Source organism: Geobacillus sp. CX412 (genome assembly GCF_027942335.1).
GTDB lineage: Bacteria > Bacillota > Bacilli > Bacillales > Anoxybacillaceae > Parageobacillus_B > Parageobacillus_B toebii.
In genome coordinates this window covers 1,781,397-1,799,798 of record NZ_CP103461.1, presented here as the reverse complement: position 1 = coordinate 1,799,798, position 18,402 = coordinate 1,781,397, and the positions used below count along the sequence as shown (strand labels likewise).

20 protein-coding genes are annotated in these 18,402 nt (G+C 43.7%); 18 read left to right on the top strand and 2 right to left on the bottom strand.

The window, feature by feature from the left end; translation table 11 throughout:
- Positions 1 to 95: 95 nt before the first annotated feature.
- The 16 genes from NXM86_RS09610 (at position 96) to NXM86_RS09535 (ending at position 13,875) form a co-directional block, all read left to right on the top strand.
- The gene (locus NXM86_RS09610; RefSeq protein WP_375217043.1) at positions 96 to 1,982 is read left to right on the top strand and encodes an ABC-F family ATP-binding cassette domain-containing protein; all 1,887 of its coding nucleotides are present in this window, start codon (positions 96 to 98) and stop codon (positions 1,980 to 1,982) included.
- Between the two features lie 22 nt (positions 1,983 to 2,004).
- Positions 2,005 to 3,135, top strand: coding sequence for a conserved virulence factor C family protein (locus NXM86_RS09605; protein WP_498957918.1), 1,131 nt, complete (start codon positions 2,005 to 2,007; stop codon positions 3,133 to 3,135).
- 183 nt (positions 3,136 to 3,318) lie between these two features.
- Entirely contained in the window at positions 3,319 to 3,756 is a 438-nt protein-coding gene (locus NXM86_RS09600) for a BrxA/BrxB family bacilliredoxin (protein ID WP_081188696.1), read from the top strand.
- 147 nt (positions 3,757 to 3,903) lie between these two features.
- Positions 3,904 to 4,035 carry a YuzL family protein gene (locus NXM86_RS09595; RefSeq protein WP_073967943.1) on the top strand — a complete coding sequence of 44 codons (132 nt, stop codon included), beginning with the start codon at positions 3,904 to 3,906 and terminating at the stop codon, positions 4,033 to 4,035.
- Positions 4,036 to 4,300: 265 nt separating this feature from the next.
- Positions 4,301 to 5,470: an LL-diaminopimelate aminotransferase gene (locus NXM86_RS09590; RefSeq protein WP_498957917.1), complete on the top strand. Its 1,170-nt coding sequence runs from the start codon at positions 4,301 to 4,303 to the stop codon at positions 5,468 to 5,470.
- An 11-nt stretch (positions 5,471 to 5,481) separates the two neighbouring features.
- Positions 5,482 to 6,093, top strand: a complete 612-nt coding sequence (locus NXM86_RS09585; RefSeq protein WP_498957916.1) for a YpjP family protein — start codon at positions 5,482 to 5,484, stop codon at positions 6,091 to 6,093.
- Positions 6,094 to 6,240: 147 nt separating this feature from the next.
- Entirely contained in the window at positions 6,241 to 6,948 is a 708-nt protein-coding gene (locus NXM86_RS09580; RefSeq protein ID WP_498957915.1) for an anthrax toxin lethal factor-related metalloendopeptidase, read from the top strand.
- Positions 6,949 to 7,009: 61 nt separating this feature from the next.
- Positions 7,010 to 7,804 carry a thymidylate synthase gene (gene thyA / locus NXM86_RS09575; protein ID WP_062678654.1) on the top strand — a complete coding sequence of 265 codons (795 nt, stop codon included), beginning with the start codon at positions 7,010 to 7,012 and terminating at the stop codon, positions 7,802 to 7,804.
- A gap of 12 nt (positions 7,805 to 7,816) precedes the next feature.
- The gene (locus NXM86_RS09570) at positions 7,817 to 8,305 is read left to right on the top strand and encodes a dihydrofolate reductase (protein ID WP_015863834.1); all 489 of its coding nucleotides are present in this window, start codon (positions 7,817 to 7,819) and stop codon (positions 8,303 to 8,305) included.
- A gap of 103 nt (positions 8,306 to 8,408) precedes the next feature.
- Positions 8,409 to 8,849, top strand: coding sequence for a YndM family protein (locus NXM86_RS09565; protein ID WP_081188692.1), 441 nt, complete (start codon positions 8,409 to 8,411; stop codon positions 8,847 to 8,849).
- A 198-nt stretch (positions 8,850 to 9,047) separates the two neighbouring features.
- Positions 9,048 to 10,319: a threonine ammonia-lyase IlvA gene (ilvA, locus tag NXM86_RS09560; RefSeq protein ID WP_062678652.1), complete on the top strand. Its 1,272-nt coding sequence runs from the start codon at positions 9,048 to 9,050 to the stop codon at positions 10,317 to 10,319.
- Between the two features lie 106 nt (positions 10,320 to 10,425).
- Positions 10,426 to 10,677, top strand: a complete 252-nt coding sequence (locus NXM86_RS09555) for a YpmP family protein (RefSeq protein ID WP_062754133.1) — start codon at positions 10,426 to 10,428, stop codon at positions 10,675 to 10,677.
- 309 nt (positions 10,678 to 10,986) lie between these two features.
- Positions 10,987 to 11,829, top strand: coding sequence for a DegV family protein (locus tag NXM86_RS09550; protein WP_081188691.1), 843 nt, complete (start codon positions 10,987 to 10,989; stop codon positions 11,827 to 11,829).
- A gap of 34 nt (positions 11,830 to 11,863) precedes the next feature.
- The gene (locus NXM86_RS09545) at positions 11,864 to 12,430 is read left to right on the top strand and encodes an SCO family protein (RefSeq protein WP_062754376.1); all 567 of its coding nucleotides are present in this window, start codon (positions 11,864 to 11,866) and stop codon (positions 12,428 to 12,430) included.
- 78 nt (positions 12,431 to 12,508) lie between these two features.
- Positions 12,509 to 13,303 (top strand): SGNH/GDSL hydrolase family protein, encoded by a 795-nt coding sequence (locus NXM86_RS09540; RefSeq protein ID WP_062754128.1) that lies wholly within the window; start codon positions 12,509 to 12,511, stop codon positions 13,301 to 13,303.
- Positions 13,300 to 13,875, top strand: coding sequence for a YpmS family protein (locus tag NXM86_RS09535; protein WP_498957914.1), 576 nt, complete (start codon positions 13,300 to 13,302; stop codon positions 13,873 to 13,875). Before NXM86_RS09540 ends, NXM86_RS09535 begins: the two co-directional genes overlap by 4 nt.
- A gap of 28 nt (positions 13,876 to 13,903) precedes the next feature.
- On the opposite strand, the gene NXM86_RS09530 is transcribed toward NXM86_RS09535, so the two are convergent.
- Together NXM86_RS09530 and plsY are read right to left on the bottom strand one after the other, a co-directional pair.
- Positions 13,904 to 15,268, bottom strand: coding sequence for an RsmF rRNA methyltransferase first C-terminal domain-containing protein (locus NXM86_RS09530; RefSeq protein WP_081188689.1), 1,365 nt, complete (start codon positions 15,266 to 15,268; stop codon positions 13,904 to 13,906).
- A gap of 41 nt (positions 15,269 to 15,309) precedes the next feature.
- A complete protein-coding gene (plsY, locus tag NXM86_RS09525) occupies positions 15,310 to 15,903 on the bottom strand; it encodes a glycerol-3-phosphate 1-O-acyltransferase PlsY (RefSeq protein WP_081188688.1) in 594 nt (197 codons plus the stop codon).
- A 192-nt stretch (positions 15,904 to 16,095) separates the two neighbouring features.
- On the opposite strand from plsY, the gene NXM86_RS09520 reads away from it, so the two are divergent.
- Together NXM86_RS09520 and NXM86_RS09515 are read left to right on the top strand one after the other, a co-directional pair.
- A complete protein-coding gene (locus NXM86_RS09520; RefSeq protein WP_081188687.1) occupies positions 16,096 to 16,521 on the top strand; it encodes an OsmC family protein in 426 nt (141 codons plus the stop codon).
- 250 nt (positions 16,522 to 16,771) lie between these two features.
- Positions 16,772 to 18,400 carry a bifunctional metallophosphatase/5'-nucleotidase gene (locus tag NXM86_RS09515; protein WP_081188686.1) on the top strand — a complete coding sequence of 543 codons (1,629 nt, stop codon included), beginning with the start codon at positions 16,772 to 16,774 and terminating at the stop codon, positions 18,398 to 18,400.
- Positions 18,401 to 18,402 lie beyond the last annotated feature (2 nt).

Here is an 18,402-nt window from a genome sequence, read left to right as displayed (position 1 = left end):
CGCTGATACTTAACGGAACGAAATGCACGCAGGTGCGGGTGCCTAACTGCTGACTTTCGTCGGCGAGAAGCTCAAACGAGAGTGGGATGGTTGCCATGAAAATGTTAACGGTGGAAAATATCGCAAAAAGCTACGGAGAAAAGGTGTTATTTCAACAACTGTCTTTTACGATTAAAGAAGGGGAGCGCATCGGCATTATCGGCGTCAATGGCGCTGGAAAATCAACATTATTGCGCATAATTGCCGGGGCGGATGCGCCTGATGAAGGACAAATTACTTATTCAAAAGATTTCACGATCGGTTATTTGCCGCAGGAGCCGGAGTTTCGTCATGATTTTACCGTTTTAGAACAAGTATTCCATCGGGATACCCCTCTTATTCGCCTTTTGCGTGAATATGAACTGGCGCTTGCCGAGCTGGAAGAACATCCCCTTGATGAAAAGCGTCAGGCTCGCTTGTATGCCTGCCAGCAACAAATGGATGCGCAAAATGCATGGGATGCGAATGCCAATGCAAAAGCGATTTTGACAAAGCTAGGCATTTCTGATATGACGAAACGAATCGGCGAGCTGTCGGGAGGGCAAAAACGGCGGGTAGCGCTGGCGCAGGCGCTCATTGAAGCACCAGATTTACTGATTCTTGATGAGCCGACGAACCATCTTGATTATGAAGCCATTCGTTGGTTAGAAGAATATTTATCACGTTATCAAGGAGCGGTATTGTTTGTCACGCACGATCGTTATTTTTTGGACCGCGTCACCAATCGCATTTTTGAACTGGACCGTGGCAAGTTATACACGTATGTAGGGAATTATGCCGCATTTTTGGAGGCAAAAGCCCTTCGGGAAGAACAAGAACGTACTGCCGCGGAAAAACGTTATCATTTATACCGCCGTGAGCTCGAATGGGTAAAACGCGGAGCAAAAGCGCGGACAACGAAACAAAAGGCGCGTCTGAAGCGGTTTGCCCAGCTCGAAGCGTCACTGCCGACGGAAAAAAGCGGGCAGCTGGAGATGAAGCTGGGCGGTAGCCGGCTTGGCAAAAAGGTGATCGAGCTGAAGCGAATCAGCCATTCGTTTGGCGGCAAGCAGCTCTTTCATTCCTTTAACCTGCTTGTCAAACCGGGTGACCGCATTGGCATTGTCGGGCCGAACGGCAGTGGCAAATCCACTTTGCTTAATATCATCGCCGGACGGCTGCAGCCGGAAGAAGGAGAGGTGGAAATCGGTCCGACTGTCAAAATTGCCTATTATACGCAAGAGCATGTGGAAATGGACGAGCAGAAACGAGTCATCGAATATATTCGCGAAGCGGGCGAGGCAATACGCACCATCGACGGAGAGACGATCTCCGCCGCGCAGTTGCTTGAGCAGTTTTTGTTTCCAATGCATATGCATGGAACGCCGATTCGCAAACTGTCCGGAGGGGAAAAACGCCGTTTATATTTATTGCGCTTGTTGATGACGGAACCGAACGTCTTATTGCTCGATGAGCCGACGAACGATTTCGATACGCAAACGTTGACCGTGCTTGAAGATTATTTGCAGTCATTTCCTGGCGTTGTCGTTACCGTATCACATGACCGCTACTTTTTAGATAAAGTCGCTGACCAGCTTTTGATTTTAGAAGGAAACGGACGAATATCCACTTACTTTGGCGAATATTCCGCATACTTAGAAGAGCAGCTGCTGAGGAAATCAATGCAAAAACAGGAAAAACAAGCACCAAAAGAAACGAAAACGCTAAAGAAACAAACGAAACGCCGTTTGACGTTTAAAGAACAAAAAGAATGGGAAGAAATCGAAGCCAACATCGCTGCACTTGAAACAAAATTGCAGCAAGTAGCCGAAGAGATGGAAACATTTGCGAGCAATTATGAAAAAATCCAGCAGCTCTCACAAGAATATGAAAATCTTTCAGCAAAGTTAGATTCGCTTTTGGAACGTTGGGCGGAGTTATCAGAGCTCGTAGAATCGTCATAAAAAGAAAAAGGAGGGAACGCTGTTGAAAATTAAATCGATTGAACCAACCCCGAGTCCAAACACGATGAAAGTATTGTTGGATGAGGAACTGCCGTCTGGCACCAGAAATAATTATAAACCGGACAACGTCGATACGGCACCTCCTCTTATTCAACAGCTAATGAAAATTGAAGGGGTAAAAGGAATTTATCATGTCGCTGACTTTTTGGCCATTGAGCGCAATCCGAAATACGACTGGAAAGAGATTTTAACGAAAGTACGCGAAGTGTTTGGAGAGGAGGTAGAAAACGAGCAAGGAGAAACGAAAAAGCCAAACGAACATTTTGGTGAAGTGAAAGTATATGTACAAATGTTATACGGTTTGCCGATGCAAGTGAAATTAATAGATGGCGAACGAGAGCATCGCGTTGGGCTTCCGAAACAGTTTATGGATGCGGTCATTGAAGCGCAGAAATATTCGGGCAATATCGTGTTAGAGCGAAAATGGGTGGAAAAAGGCGTGCGTTACGGCACCTTTGAGGAAATCGGCAATGAAATGGTTGAAGAACTTTCCGCTGCATACCCGCCGGAACGATTAGAGCGCATTGTTCAAATGTTTCGCCGCGGCGAGCAAGCAAAGACGCAAAAACGTATAAGCATCAAAGTGACGGAAGAAATGCTCGATGATCCGGATTGGACGAAACGATATGCGGCGCTAGAACAAATGGCGGAGCCGACAGAAGACGATATACCGGTGCTCGCAAAAGCGCTAAAAGATGAAAAAGTAGCGATTCGCCGCTTGGCTACTGCGTATTTAGGAATGATCGGCGGCAAAAAAGTATTGCCGTATTTATATGAAGCACTGAAAGATAAGGCGGTTTCCGTGCGGCGGACGGCGGGAGACTGCTTATCCGATATTGGAGATCCGGAAGCCATTCCAGTGATGATTGAGGCGCTGAAAGACCCAAGCAAGCTTGTCCGTTGGCGCGCTGCCATGTTTTTATACGAAGTCGGCGATGAATCGGCATTGCCGGCATTAAAGGCGGCGGAAAACGATCCGGAATTTGAAGTGAGCATGCAAGTGAAAATGGCGATCGAGCGCATTGAAGGCGGCGAGGAAGCGAAAGGATCGGTTTGGAAACAAATGACGGAAAGCAGAAGAAAAGGTCAATAGTAAAGAGTGATAAAAATTGGAAAAGGCACGCTACACTTGATTACACCTTTTCTTTTTACGTCTTTATGTGTAATGTTTGCATCATTTATAACGTAAGTACGATCGTATCAGTTATTTTTATTGATTTTTTGGAAATAAAATAGTATTCTGATGCCAGCAAAAATGGTTTGGAGGGATTGGGTTATGTCCATGGCTTATGAAGAATATATGCGCCAGCTTGTGCAGCCAATGCGCGACGAATTGGTGAACGCCGGATTCCGCGAACTTCGCACGAGCGAAGAAGTAGAACAATTTATGGAAAACGTCGAAGGCACGACGTTTGTGGTGGTCAACTCCGTTTGTGGATGCGCAGCGGGATTGGCACGGCCAGCGGCAACACAGGCTGTTTTAAACAGTGAGAAAAAACCAGATCATTTAGTGACGGTGTTTGCCGGTCAAGATAGAGAAGCGACGGCAAAAATGCGCGAGTATTTCGTTGGGATTGCACCATCTTCTCCATCGATGGCGCTCTTAAAGGGAAAAGAGGTCGTTCATTTTATTCCACGCGAGGAAATTGAATTTCAATCGATGGAAGCAGTAATGGAAAACATTATGAACGCATTTGAAAAATATTGCGAATAGGATGCTTATTTAGGCATCCTTTTTTTATGCGTCGTTATCAATCACTCACTTAAAGGAACCGAGCATCGACAAATGAAGAGCGAACGGTTAACGAAAAGGAATAGAAAGAAAGTTGCAAGGGAACGTTAAAGGCGGAGGTGACATGTGATGCCGAAACGGAAAAAAGATCCGTCCAAAGCGGGATTAGGCGCTCCAAACGTGAAAGGCCAAGGAACAACGCAAACAGAAACGGGCGCATACGAGCTTGACTCCGCCCGCAAGAAAACAAAAATCGATTAACAGAAAAACTCGCAGTCAACCTGCGAGTTTTTCTTATGCATTTGCAATACAGCTATAAATAAAATAAAGAATCGTAATAATGCTTGCCGCAAAAAAGATTGTGTTCATGCTGTTTCCCGCCTTTCTCTATATGTTTTCTATGGTAAAGTATGATACACTATTTATATAATTTAAATAATTTAATTCTTTATATATTCATAGTATATATCATTTAAAGCGGAAAAAGAAAGCGTTTTTCCATGCGTAAGCAGGGGGAGATGGAGCAATGAAGTTGGCAACGCGTATGAAAGCTTTTTCCACATCGATTTTTAGCGAACTATCAATCTATATAAAACAAAAATGCAGCGAAAAAAATGATATGATTGATTTAAGCATCGGCAGTCCAGATTTACCGCCGCCGCCATTTGTCATGGAAGCGCTTAGCCGTTATGCGAGCGATCCAAAAGCATATGGATATACGCTGAAAGGTACACGCGAATTTCATGAAGCAGTGGCGTTTTATTATCAAACAGCGCATCATGTATCGCTTCATCCGGAAACAGAAATCATGTATGCCATCGGTTCACAAGACGGGCTTGTTCACCTGCCAATGGCATTTGCGGACCCAGGGGATATTATTCTTGTTCCTGATCCCGGCTATCCGGCATATGCAACAGGCATTGCGATGGCCGAAGCTGTTCCTTATTTCATGCCGCTTCGAAAAGAAAACGATTTCCTGCCAAATCTGCGGGAAATTCCGCAAGAGATAGCAGAAAAAGCGGTGCTTATGTTTTTAAACTTTCCGGGGAATCCCGTTCCCGCGTTGGCAACGGAACCGTTTTTCCGGGAAGTGGTTGAATTTGCAAAACGATATAACATTATCGTTGTCTCCGATTTTGCTTATAGCGAACTGTATTACGACGGACAAAAGCCGATCAGCTTTTTATCGGTGCCTGGTGCGAAAGAGGTTGGCATTGAAATCAATTCGTTATCGAAAAGCTACAATATGGCCGGCTGCCGCATTGGTTATATTTGCGGAAATGAAGAAATCATCCGCATCCTTAGCAATTTTAAATCGAATTTGGATTACGGCATATTTTTGCCGATTCAGCAAGCCGCGATTGCGGCGTTAACAGAAGGTGCGTCATTTTGCGAACAAAACCGGGCTATTTATCAATCCCGCCGCGATTGCTTCGTAGACGGTCTTGCTTCGATTGGATGGCATGTCGACCGTCCGAAAGCGGGCATGTTTATATGGGCGGAAATTCCGAAAGGATGGAATTCCCTTGATTTTACCTATGCGTTAATCGATCGTGCCGGTGTCGTCGTTACACCCGGTCATGCGTTTGGACCGAGCGGAGAAGGGTATGTGCGTATCGCGCTTGTAGAAGGAGAAGACAAACTATTGCGGGCAGTAGAAAAGTTGAAACAAAGCGGAATTTTTTCAGCAAAGTGAGGTGAAGAGGTGTGAAGCTGCCAAAATGGTTAAGAAAAACGCTCGTTGTCGCGATCACGGTATGTACGTTTGGTCTTGTCACACCACCTTCTTCATTAATGGCTGCTGATGAACCAGCGTCAGATGATTCGCCGTCTTCTGATTGGCAAAATAATCATAGCGGATCGCCAATTACGTCCGTTACAGCTGAGCGGGAAATGCAAGCACCGGTTTTGACTCGGCAGCAATTTATTGAGCAGACGATGGAGAAAGCGGTCGTGCAATCGTACGAAAAATTTGGCAGCAAAATCGCTCCTGTTATTGAAGAAGAGTTTCGCGATGTGATTTTGCCGCGCATTGAGGAAGTGATTGCGTCGCTTGCTGAGCAATACCCGGAAGAACAGCTGCAGTATTTGGAGGTGACGGAAAACCCATCAGGCGGGATGGGAGAGCGCATTTTTCATATTTACCGCGTCGACACAGGAGAGGATATTATCCGTTTTCACGTCAGGCGCGAACATCCGCCGCAAGATGGGTATTGGTTTCAATTTCATTACCATACGTGCCACGACAATTTCCAAACCCATTACGAGCTAGGAAAAATTTATTGGGATAAAAATACGCCGCCGCAATGGCGGACGTGAACGGTTTTTTTGCTCCGTTTCCACATGAACGTTTCCCGCTGATCCCGCTTCCTTATTTTACACATTTGTCCTCGTTTTTTTGTGTGTTACAATTTAATAGAAAAAGAGATTTTCATATTTGTAGTAAAAGAAGCGGGGGAAAGGATCATGAAACGGATTCTTTTTTGGATCATGATAATGTTGGCGATCGTTCCGCTTCTTTCGCTTTCCCCGTATCCTGCCGCGCACGGCATTTTGCTTGTTGATAGCAATATAGACATTAAACATACAATGCCGCACGATATATTAAGAAAAATGATCATTGTTCCGGAAACGAACTTTTCCCATCATGAGGCGAAAAAAATGATTGATACGCTTGCCCATATCGCCCCATCCATATTGCAAAAAGCGGCGGATCATCATATTTACATTCAGCTGTTGACTGGAAAGATTACCGATGAACCGTCGGCGAGGCACTTACACGGAAAAACGCCGCGCGGATATTTGTCCTCTTCGACAACATGGGATGATGTTCCAGGGCTTGGCGGCTCACATTTAGTGCTCGTTAAAATCGGCCACAGCGAGAAGGGAAAAGGGCATGGTTCGGTCAATTTGGAATTGCATGAGTTTGCACATTCCATCGATTACATCGTGTTCGATCATATTCATGAGACGGCGGCTTTCCGTTCGATTTGGCAGGAAGAAGCAGCGAAACTGTTTCCAGATCACTATTATTTCCTTACGTATCCGGAAGAGTATTTTGCCGAATCGTTTGCGTACTATTACTATAGCGATGAGACACGCAGGCATTTGCAAATTGCTGCCCCAAAAACGTATCAGTTTATTCGCCATTTGGCTGAAAGAGCTCGTTTGTGAGCTCTTTTTTTGTTTCTGAATGAGATTCCTTTATGCTATGATAGAACGTGAGGTGATAACATTGCGTCAATACTTACAATTACTAGAAGATATTCTCGAAAACGGAGTAGAAAAAGACGACCGTACTGGGGTCGGGACGTTATCCGTGTTTGGTCGTCAGCTGCGTTTTAATTTGCAGGAAGGATTCCCACTCTTAACAACTAAAAAATTACATATCCGTTCGATCATTTACGAATTATTATGGTTTTTAAAAGGAGATACGAACGTTCGTTATTTGCAGGAAAACGGCGTGACGATCTGGGATGAGTGGGCGGATGAAAACGGCGAGTTAGGCCCGATATACGGCGCGCAGTGGCGTTCATGGAAAGGGGCCGATGGCAAAACGGTGGATCAAATCAGCTGGGTTATTGAAGAAATTAAACGAAACCCAAATTCCCGCCGCTTATTAGTAAGCGCGTGGAATGTGGCAGAGCTAGATAAAATGAAACTGCCGCCTTGCCATTATGCGTTTCAATTTTATGTGGCAGACGGGAAGCTTTCTTGCATGTGGCAGCAACGTTCCGTTGATACGTTTTTAGGTTTGCCGTTTAACATCGCCAGCTATGCGCTGTTGACGCATATGATCGCCCAGCAGTGCGATTTAGATGTCGGCGAATTGATTTTTAGCGGCGGCGATGTACATTTGTATAAAAATCATCTTGAGCAAGCCAAACTACAACTGACGAGAGAACCGCGACCGCTTCCGAAGCTGGTGATCAAGCGGAAGCCTGCTTCGATTTTTGAATATGAATTCGAGGATTTTGAAATTGTCGACTATGATCCTCATCCGCATATTAAAGCGCCGGTTGCCGTATAAAGGAGAGATAGAATGATTTCACATATTGTCGCCATGGACCAAAACCGTGTCATTGGCAAAGACAACCGCCTGCCATGGCATTTGCCTGCTGATTTAGCGTATTTTAAAAAAGTAACGATGGGCCATGCCATTATTATGGGGCGCAAAACGTTTGAATCCATCGGGCGGCCGCTTCCGGGAAGAGAAAATGTCATTGTGACGCGGAATCGGTCGTTTCAGGCAGAAGGATGTACGGTGATCCATTCGATCGAAGCGATTCGTCAGTTTGCCGCTAAGCGCGATGATGAAGTGTTTGTCATTGGCGGTGCGGAATTGTTTCAAGCGACATTGCCGTTTGCCGACCGTCTCTACATAACGAAAATTGAGGCGAATTTTCCGGGTGATACGTTTTATCCGGATTTTGAAGAGTCAGAGTGGCGGCTCGTTTCCTATACGAAGGGAATAAAAGATGAAAAAAATCCATATGATTATGCGTTTATCGTTTATGAACGCAAACGTTAACGTGTTTCGCTTTTCGGCGGAACACGTTTTTCTTTTCAATCGAATAGAAGCAGCATAAAAAAGGAACGATAACAGTAAAAGAGGATGGAAATGGAGGAATACGATGAAGCATATCGTTCCATTGGCGATTAAATTTATTGGGTGGAGTGTAGTGCTGCTTTCTATTTTTACGATTTTTAATGCTCCGTTGCTTCTCATACTCATCATAACGGCAGGAACCGCTGTAGTTTCTTATCTCATCGGTGATCTATTTATTCTGCCGCGCTTTGGCAATTTGGCAGCAGCGATTGCTGATGTTCCGCTTGCGTTTTTGCTTATTTGGCTCACTAGCTACGCACTGATTGAACCGACTGTCAATATGGCGTACGCTTCGTTTTATTGCGCGCTGGCAATCGGTGCGATCGAAGCGTTTTTTCATCTGTTTATGGAAAACCGTGTGCTTGATGAGGAAAGAAAAGAACAAGCGTATCGGTGGTATGACGAAGGAAGGTGGGCGACGGAGTTTGCCGAGGAATATGATCAGGAGAAAGACGACCGCACGTAAGAGGGTCGTCTTTTATGTTATACGTAAAAAAGCACGCCAAAGATTAATTCTATTCTACTTAAATGCATAATCATAAACAAGAAAAAAATGGGGAGAAATATTTTTTGTAAACTTTTTGAAAATTCCCTTTCCTTTTTAAAAATTTGTGCTATAATTTACAAATTAAAAAGACAACTTAGAAAGAAAGGGAACGAAAACATGGAACAACAACTTAAACGAAAACAAGGAACCGTTTATGTTGAAGATATTTTAATCGCTTATCATACGTTAAAAGATGTTGTACACCATACTCCGCTGCAAAAAAATCCGTTATTATCGGAACGTTACGAATGTAACGTGTATTTGAAGCGCGAAGATTTACAAGTCGTACGCTCATTCAAAATTCGTGGCGCATACAACCGGATGAAACATTTAAGCGAAGAAGAACGGAAAAACGGCATTGTCTGCGCTAGTGCAGGCAACCATGCGCAAGGAGTAGCGTATTCATGTCGGGCGCTAGGCGTGCATGGAAAGGTGTACATGCCGGCGACAACGCCGAGACAAAAAGTATCGCAAGTACAGCTGTTCGGAAAAGATATGGTCGACATTGTTTTAGTAGGCGATACGTTTGATGATTCATTTAACGAAGCAATGGAGTGTGCCAAAAAAGAAGGACGCACATTTATTCATCCGTTTGATGATGAATATGTCATTGCCGGACAAGGAACGATCGGTGTAGAAGTGTTGAACGACTGTGAAGAGCCGATTGATTTTGTGTTTGCGAGCATCGGCGGTGGCGGATTGATGTCTGGGATTGGTACATATGTGAAAAGCATTTCTCCAGCTACAAAAATTATTGGCGTGGAACCAGAAGGTGCACCATCGATGAAAGCTGCCCTCGAGCAAGGGCATGTTGTGACATTAGAAGAGATTGATAAATTTGTGGATGGAGCGGCAGTGAAAACGGTTGGCGAAAAAACGTATGCGCTTTGTAAAGAAATCATTGACGATATTGTTGTCGTACCGGAAGGAAAAGTATGCACAACGATCTTAGAGCTATATAACGAAAATGCAATTGTCGTTGAACCGGCGGGGGCGCTTCCGATTGCAGCACTTGATTTTTACAAAGACAAAATCCGTGGGAAAACGGTTGTCTGTATTGTCAGCGGAGGAAACAATGACATTGATCGAATGCAGGAAATTAAAGAGCGTTCGATGATTTATGAAGGACTGCAGCATTATTTTATCGTCAATTTTCCACAGCGTGCCGGCGCGCTTCGCGAATTTTTAGATGAAGTATTAGGGCCTACCGATGATATTACTCGTTTTGAATACACAAAGAAAAATAACAAAGAAAACGGTCCGGCGTTGGTCGGCATTGAATTAAAACGCCGCGAAGATTACGAGCCGCTCATTGAGCGCATGAAGAAAAAAGGGTTTCCGTTTCAAGAAGTGAATAAAAATCCAAACTTATTCCATTTACTCATTTAGTGAAAAAACACGAAAAAAGTCGTAAATATTTCGCACATTTCTGACATGCTTTTTTACCGATTTGGTGTATAATAAAAGTAAATCGGTGAAAAAGAGGATTGATATTTTGCTATTCAAAAGCCTAGAGTTCAAAAATGCTTATGGGCAGAAGGTGAAGATTATCGAAATTCCTGTATTGGAGGAAGATAACACGTACCGATTTATGATTCAATTGCGCTTAGAAACGTTTATTGCCAAAGTATATCGATCCCGTAATGCTCGTTCTGTTTACTCGTTTCGGGAATATTTGAAAAAAGTACTAAAATGGCCTGTTTATGAGCAAATTTTTAAGGCCGATGTTTTAAAAAACAATGCTTAAACCTAAAAAAGTTGTTTTGCTTCGGCAAAACAACTTTTTATTTAGTCATTGCCATTTTGTGACTGTCGCACATAAGTTCATATGTCTTTCGATATTTTTTCAAACTTTCCACACATATTGTTGATATGATAATAAAATGAATAGACGTGGAAAATTCCATCGCTTTTTTGGTTTTATCTCTTTTTATGCAGTTCACCCCCTTTATGAAAAAAAGATTCACTTTTCTTCAGGACATTCTAGATTTTTATAGGAATTTTCCTCTTTTCATTGTATAATTGTACATATGGCTTAAATATTGGGAGTGAATTTATGAAGAACGTGAAAGTTGTAACAGATTCAACGGTCGATTTGCCGAAAGAGGTGTTGCAAGAGCATGGGATTGAGGTAGTCCCACTCAGCTTTACGATTGGTGAGGAAGCGTTTATCGACCGCGTAACGATCACCCCGGATGAGTTTATGGAAAAAATGAAAGAAGCAGAGGAATTGCCAAAAAGCTCTCAACCTTCTGTCGGCGAGTTTCTCGAAATCTATAACCGCCTTGGTGAAGATGGAAGCGATATTATCTCGATCCATATGGCTGGTGAGCTAAGCGGCACTGTTCGCTCCGCGCAGTATGCCGCGACATTAGCGGAAGCAAATGTGACAGTGGTAGATTCGGAGTTTATTTCGCTTGCCCTGGGATTTCAAGTGTTGGAAGCAGCGCAACAGGCAAGACTGGGGAAAAGTGTGGAGGAAATTGTAAACCGTCTGCGCAACGTCCGTCGCTGTACGCGATTGTACGTCACAGTCGATACATTAGACAACCTCGTAAAAGGCGGTCGTATTGGCCGTGGAAGAGCATTGATCGGTTCGCTTTTAAACATTAAACCGATTGCAGCGCTTGTCGATGGAATGTATACACCGATTGCGAAAGCGCGCAGTTATTCACAAATCATCAAATATTTGACAAATCAATTTAAAGAAGATATATCGAATAAAACGATTCGGGCTGTTGGGATCGTCCATGCCGATGCGCTCGCATTAGCAGAACGGCTGAAACAATCGATCATGGAAGCGACTGGATATCATTCCATCGATATTGTCGCAACAACGCCGGTGATTTCGATCCATACCGGACCGGGCGCCATTGGCCTTATGTATTATGCAGAATAGAAGAAAACAGGTGAAGAGAAAGGTGAAAGGAAAGATGAAGCGATTCGTCGTTCTACTTGTCATCGTACTTCTTGCTGCATGCGGAAAAACCATTCCTGATGCAAAAAATTGGCCGGTTGATGATTTTACGTATACGGATCAAAATGGGAAGCCATTCGGTTTAAAAGATTTAAAAGGAAAAGTATGGGTTGCCGACTTTATTTTTACCAATTGTGAGACTGTTTGTCCGCCAATGACTGCCAATATGGCTAAGTTGCAAAAAAAGGCGAAAGAAAAAGGGCTTGATGTTGAATTTGTCTCATTTAGTGTCGATCCGGAAGTAGATACACCGGAAAAGTTAAAAGAGTATGTGAAAAAGTTTAACGGTGATTTATCAAATTGGCATTTGCTTACAGGATACAGCCAGCAAGAAATTGAGAAATTTGCCGAGAAAAACTTTAAAACGATTGTAAAAAAACCGAAAAATGAGGATCAAGTGATCCATGGAACAGAGTTTTATCTTGTTGACCAAAACGGTACGATTGTCCAAACTTATAGTGGGGTGCAAGATGTTCCGTATGAAAAAATTTTAGAGCATATTGAGATTTTGCAATCGTCATAAAAGGCAAAAATGTAGATACATTTTTGCCTTTTCGTGTTTTCTTCATGTGTGTTTACAAGGTAAGGCAGGTGTAGAATAATGAAAAAATGGGGATTGATTTTTTTATTGTTGCTCTATTGCGCGGGCTGTTCTTCCGAGCAGGCAATCAACGCTGCCAGCTTGCCTGAACGGCAAATAAAGCTGACACCGCGTACGGTTGCTAATGATTTTTTTCCAAAAGATATTCGCGTGCTCGCTCTTGGCGATTCGCTAACAGAGGGAGTAGGGGATCATGAACAAAAAGGCGGATATGTTTCTCGGTTGCGCCAACAATTATTACAGCATAAAGGGGTGCGAACGCTCTCGGTCATCAATTTTGGAAAGCGAGGGTTACGGATTTCCAAGCTTGATGATGTTGTCCATGAGCACGCAAACGAAGTCCGACAGGCGGATCTTATTTTCATCACCATCGGCGGCAATGACATGATGAAAATTGTTCGCTCCCATTTTTTTGATTTATCGTACACTTTGTTTGAGAAGGAACAAAAACGATTTGCCGAGCGGTTGGATCATCTTTTGGCAATGATTCGCACATATAACCAACATGCTACTATTGTTCTTGTCGGCTTATACAATCCATTTTCTAACTTGCTTCCAAATATTCCGGAAATCAACGATGTTATCAAGCTATGGAATAATGGGAGCAAAGCGGTGTTGGCGCGCTATGATCGGACGATTTTTGTCAATGTGAAAGATTTGTTTGATGGCCGGGATGATGTGTTATATAGCGACCAGTTTCATCCAAATGAAGTAGGGTATGAATTAATCGCAAGACGTGTGTATGAACAATTGCAGCAACACGAAGAAATGTGGTTAGGGAGTTTGGAACAATGAATTGGAAAAAATGGTTTTGGACATTGGTGGTATTGGATATTGCTGTTGTGATGCTTTTTGCTGTTTGGTTGTTTCAGCCGGCTAAACCGATATCGGTGCCGTCTCCGAAAAAAGTAAAAGGAGCCACGTTTACGGTATATTCGAACAAAGAACATTTGAATACGGTGATCAATGATTATATTCGTAAAAAAGCAAAAGACCATCCCGTGCAATATCGAGTTTGGCTTGATGATCGAGTGTATGTGGCAAGCAAGCTCCCTGTATTTGGCCGGAAGATGGACCTTGTCGTTTCCTTTATTCCGAAAGTGGTTAAAGGCGGAAATGTAGTGCTAGAAAGTCCGGAAATATCGCTGGGCGATTGGGAGCTTCCGGTCTCGTACGTGTTAAGATATTTACGAAAACACGCGCCATTGCCGGATGAAGTGATCATTGATCCGAAGGTTAACCGCGTGTATGTGGCGCTTACTGATATTCGTTTCGGCAACGGTTATCAAGTTTCCGCCCGGAAAATTGATTTGGCAAAGGATGAAATTGTATTTACGCTGACGATTCCGACATCGGCAAAACAATAAGGGCCGCTTGTAAGCGCGCCCCTATTTATTAGTTGATTCGCAGTCCTTTCGGATAAAAGTTTTTCACCATACCTTTTACTTCTTTTCCCCACCCGAGCGGATAACCATCAACGGTCACAAGCAGCCAGCCGCGGTCTTCTCCCGTCTGAATCGTTTCTCCGCGCAAATATTTTAGGCATTCTACGCTGTCGCTTGACAAGTCAAGGGAGTAACGAACGTCTTGCGGCTTTAGCGATAAGGCAAGTGCATGGTTCGGCTCAAACCGCTGCTTTTTCGCTTCTCCTAAGTGAAGACCTGCCCGCACGACTTTCAGGCCATCGAAATTCGGGCAGTGGTCAGGTAGGGCGAATAGATGGTGTTGAAAGGCATACATCGGTTTTTCGATTTCTGTTTGCAATGCTTCTTGTTCAAACTGCCGATACTCGCGAACCATTTGTTTGGAGGCGTTTGGCTTGGCATAGCGTCCATTCCATGAAGGGGACGGGCCTGTTTTTTTTATTTTCGCGACAAAATGGCCTTCCCCTTTTAACGAATGCGGCCATAGCCGAGCCGTTCTCTCCATTTCCTCGAAGTTCGTGTTCGTCCATTCCCGTCTTCCCGGCTGAATGCCATGAACTTTTTCAATCGACAGCAATTCAAGATCATCATATGTTTGTAAAAAAGCTTCTATGGTCTGTTCGTTTTCTTCAGGAGAAAACGTGCAAGTGGAATAGACGAGAATGCCGCCTTCTTTTAACATCTCGTATGCACAATCTAAAATATGCTGCTGTTTGATGGCGCATTGTTCGACGTGCGCTTGGCTCCAAAATTGCACAGCTTCTTCGTCTTTTCGAAACATGCCTTCCCCCGAGCATGGAGCATCTACTAAGATTTTGTCAAAAAACCCAGGGAAATATTTCGCGAGCTTTTCCGGTGTTTCATTCGTAACAAGCGCGTTTGTAATCCCAAACCGCTCGATATTTTCCGATAGTGCTTTGACGCGCTTCGGATGAATTTCATTGGCGATAATCAGCCCTTGATTTTTCATCATTGCCGCAAGCTGCGTCGTTTTTCCGCCAGGTGCGGCGCAAAGGTCAAGAACAAACTCCCCTGGATTAGGCTTTAACACTTCAGCTACAAACATCGCGCTCGGCTCTTGGATATAATAGAGCCCTGCCGCGTGATACGGATGCTTTCCAGGTTGTTCGTGTGCGTCATAATAAAAACCAGTTGGGCAAAACGGAACGGGGGAAAGTACAAACGGGACGAGCGTTAAAAACGTCTCGCGGTCGATTTTCAATGGGTTGAACCGCAACCCGTTTGCTTTTTCTTCATGATAGGTGGAAAAAAAACGAGAAGCTTCGTCTTCCAAAAGCCTCTCCATTTTTTCGATGAATTCGCTTGGTAATTTCAATGATCCAACTCCTTTCTTGCTGCTCAAAATAATAAGATCGTTTATTTTCCGCCCAGCCACTTGATTTTTGGTTCCGTTTTGTTGACAATGCGTTTTATATTCGCGCGGTGGCGGTAAAAGATAAACGCCGTTAATAACGATACTGCGATCATTAGTGGAATGTCATCAGTAAAAAAGATGGTATAAATAACGGCATATACCCCGGCTAACATCGAAGATAACGAAACATACTTGGAAATATATAAAACAATGAAAAAGACAGTAAGAAGCGAAACGAACAAAAACGGTGAATAAAACAGCATCACACCTGCCGATGTTGCGACCGCTTTCCCGCCGCGGAATTTGGCAAAAATCGGATATGTATGTCCGATGACAGCGCACACTCCTGCTAACAGCGGATGTATGTGCACGGAGAACAATACAGGCAGGCTTGCTGCCAGCGTCCCTTTTAGCATATCCCCGCATGTGACGATCATTCCTGCTTTTACGCCAAGGACGCGAAATGTATTTGTCCCTCCTAGATTTCCGCTGCCATGCTCGCGAATATCGATTCCGTATCCTATTTTTCCGACAAGGAGCGCAAACGGAATCGATCCAAGAAGGTAAGCTGTGATCAAAATGAGTGCTTTTTCCATCAACCTCTCTACACCCTTTACTTATCAAATTTGTGCATGTTTTTATTTTACCATGCATGAAAAAAAACGCTAGAAGGAAAATAGAACATATCAACGGAAGGTATTTTTTTTGCATTTATTTTTTTGGCAAAGTAAACTAGATGATAACATGGTTATTTTATCGCTGGAACTGAAAGAGGAGGAAGAAAAGAAATGAAAACGAAAGTAACGTGGAACGGGCAAATGTCGTTTACAGGGATGAGCGCATCAGGAGTGCAAATTCCGATTGATGCTTCCAAAGAAGCAGGGGGACAAGATTCCGGGGCGAGACCGATGGAATTAATTTTACACGGGCTTGCCGGATGTACGGGAATTGATATCATATCGATCTTGACAAAAATGCGGCTTGAAGTTCGATCGTTTTATATAGAAGTGGAAGGAACCCGTGCAGACGATCATCCAAAACGGTTTACGGATATTCACATTCATTATGTGTTAGAAGGGGATTTGCCAGAAGACAAAGTCGTCCGCGCTATTCAATTGTCGAAAGAGAAGTACTGTTCTGTATCCCATTCGTTAAATGCCAACATTACGGCAAGCTACTCCATTAACGGTGTAGAAGGGAAAGAAAATTTGTAAAACGCTAAAGCCGTTGGCGTTCAATCAAAATCGATAAAAGCATAGCGAATACCCCTTGGGCAACCAAGGGGTATTTTCATGGAGGCGAAGTGATGGGGAAATGTCGCGGCGCATCATGGTAAGGATACTATATTAATTTTATAGAAAATTTACAATAGTTTAGCAAAAAATAAGTCATTTGACTCTATTATTTTGATAGAACGAAAAATTATGCTGAATAGTAGAAAAACAAAAAGGGGGAATTAATGTGATGAAAATTTCTTCAAAATGGCTGAAAACGGCTGTCCCTGCCTTGATGTTATCGACGATGATCGCTTCGGGAAATGTCTTTGCGGCTGGAAAAGCTGGCGATGAAGAAAAGCAGCTGAAAGCGGATGCGTATCAGCACCGTTACATCGATGTACAATTGCTAGGAATTAACGACTTTCACGGACAGCTTGATGTAACAAGAAACGTTGGAGGAAGAGCGGTCGGGCGAGCGGATTATTTAGCTGCGTATTTAAAACAACGGGAAAGGGAAAATAAAAATACGCTTCTTGTCCATGCAGGAGATGCTGTTGGGGCTAGTTCACCTGTATCGGCACTGCTGCAGGATGAGCCAACGATAGAGTTTCTAAATAAGTTAGGTTTTGATGTGGGAGTGCCCGGAAACCATGAATTTGATGAAGGGGTCGACGAAATGCTTCGCCTCATTTATGGGGGGACGCATCCAAAAACCGGCTATTTTCGTGGTGCGGATTTTCCATACGTAAGCGCGAATGTAATAGATAAAAAGACAGGCAAACCGATTCTTCCGCCTTATGTTATTAAAAAAGTGAAAGGAATACCGATTGGTTTTATCGGAGTAACTTTATCCGACACGCCAAGCATCGTCATTCCAAGCGGTGTGGCTGGGGTTGCATTCACGGATGAAGCGGAGGCGATTAACGAGGCGGTGAAACAACTAAAACGGCGGGGGGTGCGCGCAATCGTTGTCCTTGCGCATAATCCAGGGGTTTCTAATAAAGATGGTTCCAACGCGAGTGGAGAAATTGTAGACATCGCGAAAACAGTGGATGATGAAGTCGATGTTATTTTTGCTGGTCATAATCATGCGTATTTAAACGCCGAAGTGGACGGCAAACTGCTTGTTCAATCATATTCTTATGGAACTGCTTTTTCTGATGTGGATTTAACAATTGATCGGCGGACAAAAGACGTTGTTGCGAAAAAAGCAGAAATTGTGACTACCTATCAAGATAGCATCAAACCTGATCCGAAGATTACGAAATTCATTGACAAGTATGAAGCAAAGGTATCTCCAATTATTAACCAAGTCATCGGTACGGCAAAAACGACGATTAGCGCTGAGCAAAATGCAAGTGGGGAATCAGCGTTAGGAAATTTGATTGCGGATGCGCAGCGGACAGCGATGAAAACAGACTTCGCCTTTATGAATCCTGGCGGCATTCGAGCCAATATTGAACAAGGAGAAGTGACATGGGGAGAGCTGTATAACGTACAGCCATTTAGCAATCAGCTCGTAAAAATGACGCTCACGGGCGAGCAAATCCGTAAGCTATTGAACCAACAATGGCAGTCGAATCAAACACGCATGCTGCAAATTTCCGGTCTCACATATACTTGGGATGCAAGCAAACCAACAGACAAAGTCGTCGATATTTATTTGCCAAACGGCGCAAAACTCGATCCAAATGCAGAATACACCGTTACAGCAAACAGCTTCCTAGCTGATGGAGGAGATAACTTTACGGTATTTACGGAAGGGAAAAGCCGCGAAGTAGGACCAGTCGATTTAGAGGCGCTCATCCATTATATTCAACAGCTTCCTCAGCCATTTGATGCCCAAATCGAAGGCCGCATTCAACAGCTTCGCTAAAT

Bases quoted from the DNA above. Each gene is read 5' to 3' on its own strand.
- NXM86_RS09610 (WP_375217043.1), top strand. From the start codon at position 96: ATGAAAATGTTAACGGTGGAAAATATCGCAAAAAGCTACGGAGAAAAG.
- NXM86_RS09600 (WP_081188696.1), top strand. From the start codon at position 3,319: ATGTCCATGGCTTATGAAGAATATATGCGCCAGCTTGTGCAGCCAATG.
- NXM86_RS09595 (WP_073967943.1), top strand. From the start codon at position 3,904: ATGCCGAAACGGAAAAAAGATCCGTCCAAAGCGGGATTAGGCGCTCCA.
- NXM86_RS09590 (WP_498957917.1), top strand. From the start codon at position 4,301: ATGAAGTTGGCAACGCGTATGAAAGCTTTTTCCACATCGATTTTTAGC.
- NXM86_RS09580 (WP_498957915.1), top strand. From the start codon at position 6,241: ATGAAACGGATTCTTTTTTGGATCATGATAATGTTGGCGATCGTTCCG.
- NXM86_RS09570 (WP_015863834.1), top strand. From the start codon at position 7,817: ATGATTTCACATATTGTCGCCATGGACCAAAACCGTGTCATTGGCAAA.
- NXM86_RS09565 (WP_081188692.1), top strand. From the start codon at position 8,409: ATGAAGCATATCGTTCCATTGGCGATTAAATTTATTGGGTGGAGTGTA.
- ilvA (WP_062678652.1), top strand. From the start codon at position 9,048: ATGGAACAACAACTTAAACGAAAACAAGGAACCGTTTATGTTGAAGAT.
- NXM86_RS09550 (WP_081188691.1), top strand. From the start codon at position 10,987: ATGAAGAACGTGAAAGTTGTAACAGATTCAACGGTCGATTTGCCGAAA.
- NXM86_RS09545 (WP_062754376.1), top strand. From the start codon at position 11,864: ATGAAGCGATTCGTCGTTCTACTTGTCATCGTACTTCTTGCTGCATGC.
- NXM86_RS09540 (WP_062754128.1), top strand. From the start codon at position 12,509: ATGAAAAAATGGGGATTGATTTTTTTATTGTTGCTCTATTGCGCGGGC.
- NXM86_RS09535 (WP_498957914.1), top strand. From the start codon at position 13,300: ATGAATTGGAAAAAATGGTTTTGGACATTGGTGGTATTGGATATTGCT.
- plsY (WP_081188688.1), bottom strand. From the start codon at position 15,903: ATGGAAAAAGCACTCATTTTGATCACAGCTTACCTTCTTGGATCGATT.
- NXM86_RS09520 (WP_081188687.1), top strand. From the start codon at position 16,096: ATGAAAACGAAAGTAACGTGGAACGGGCAAATGTCGTTTACAGGGATG.
- NXM86_RS09515 (WP_081188686.1), top strand. From the start codon at position 16,772: ATGAAAATTTCTTCAAAATGGCTGAAAACGGCTGTCCCTGCCTTGATG.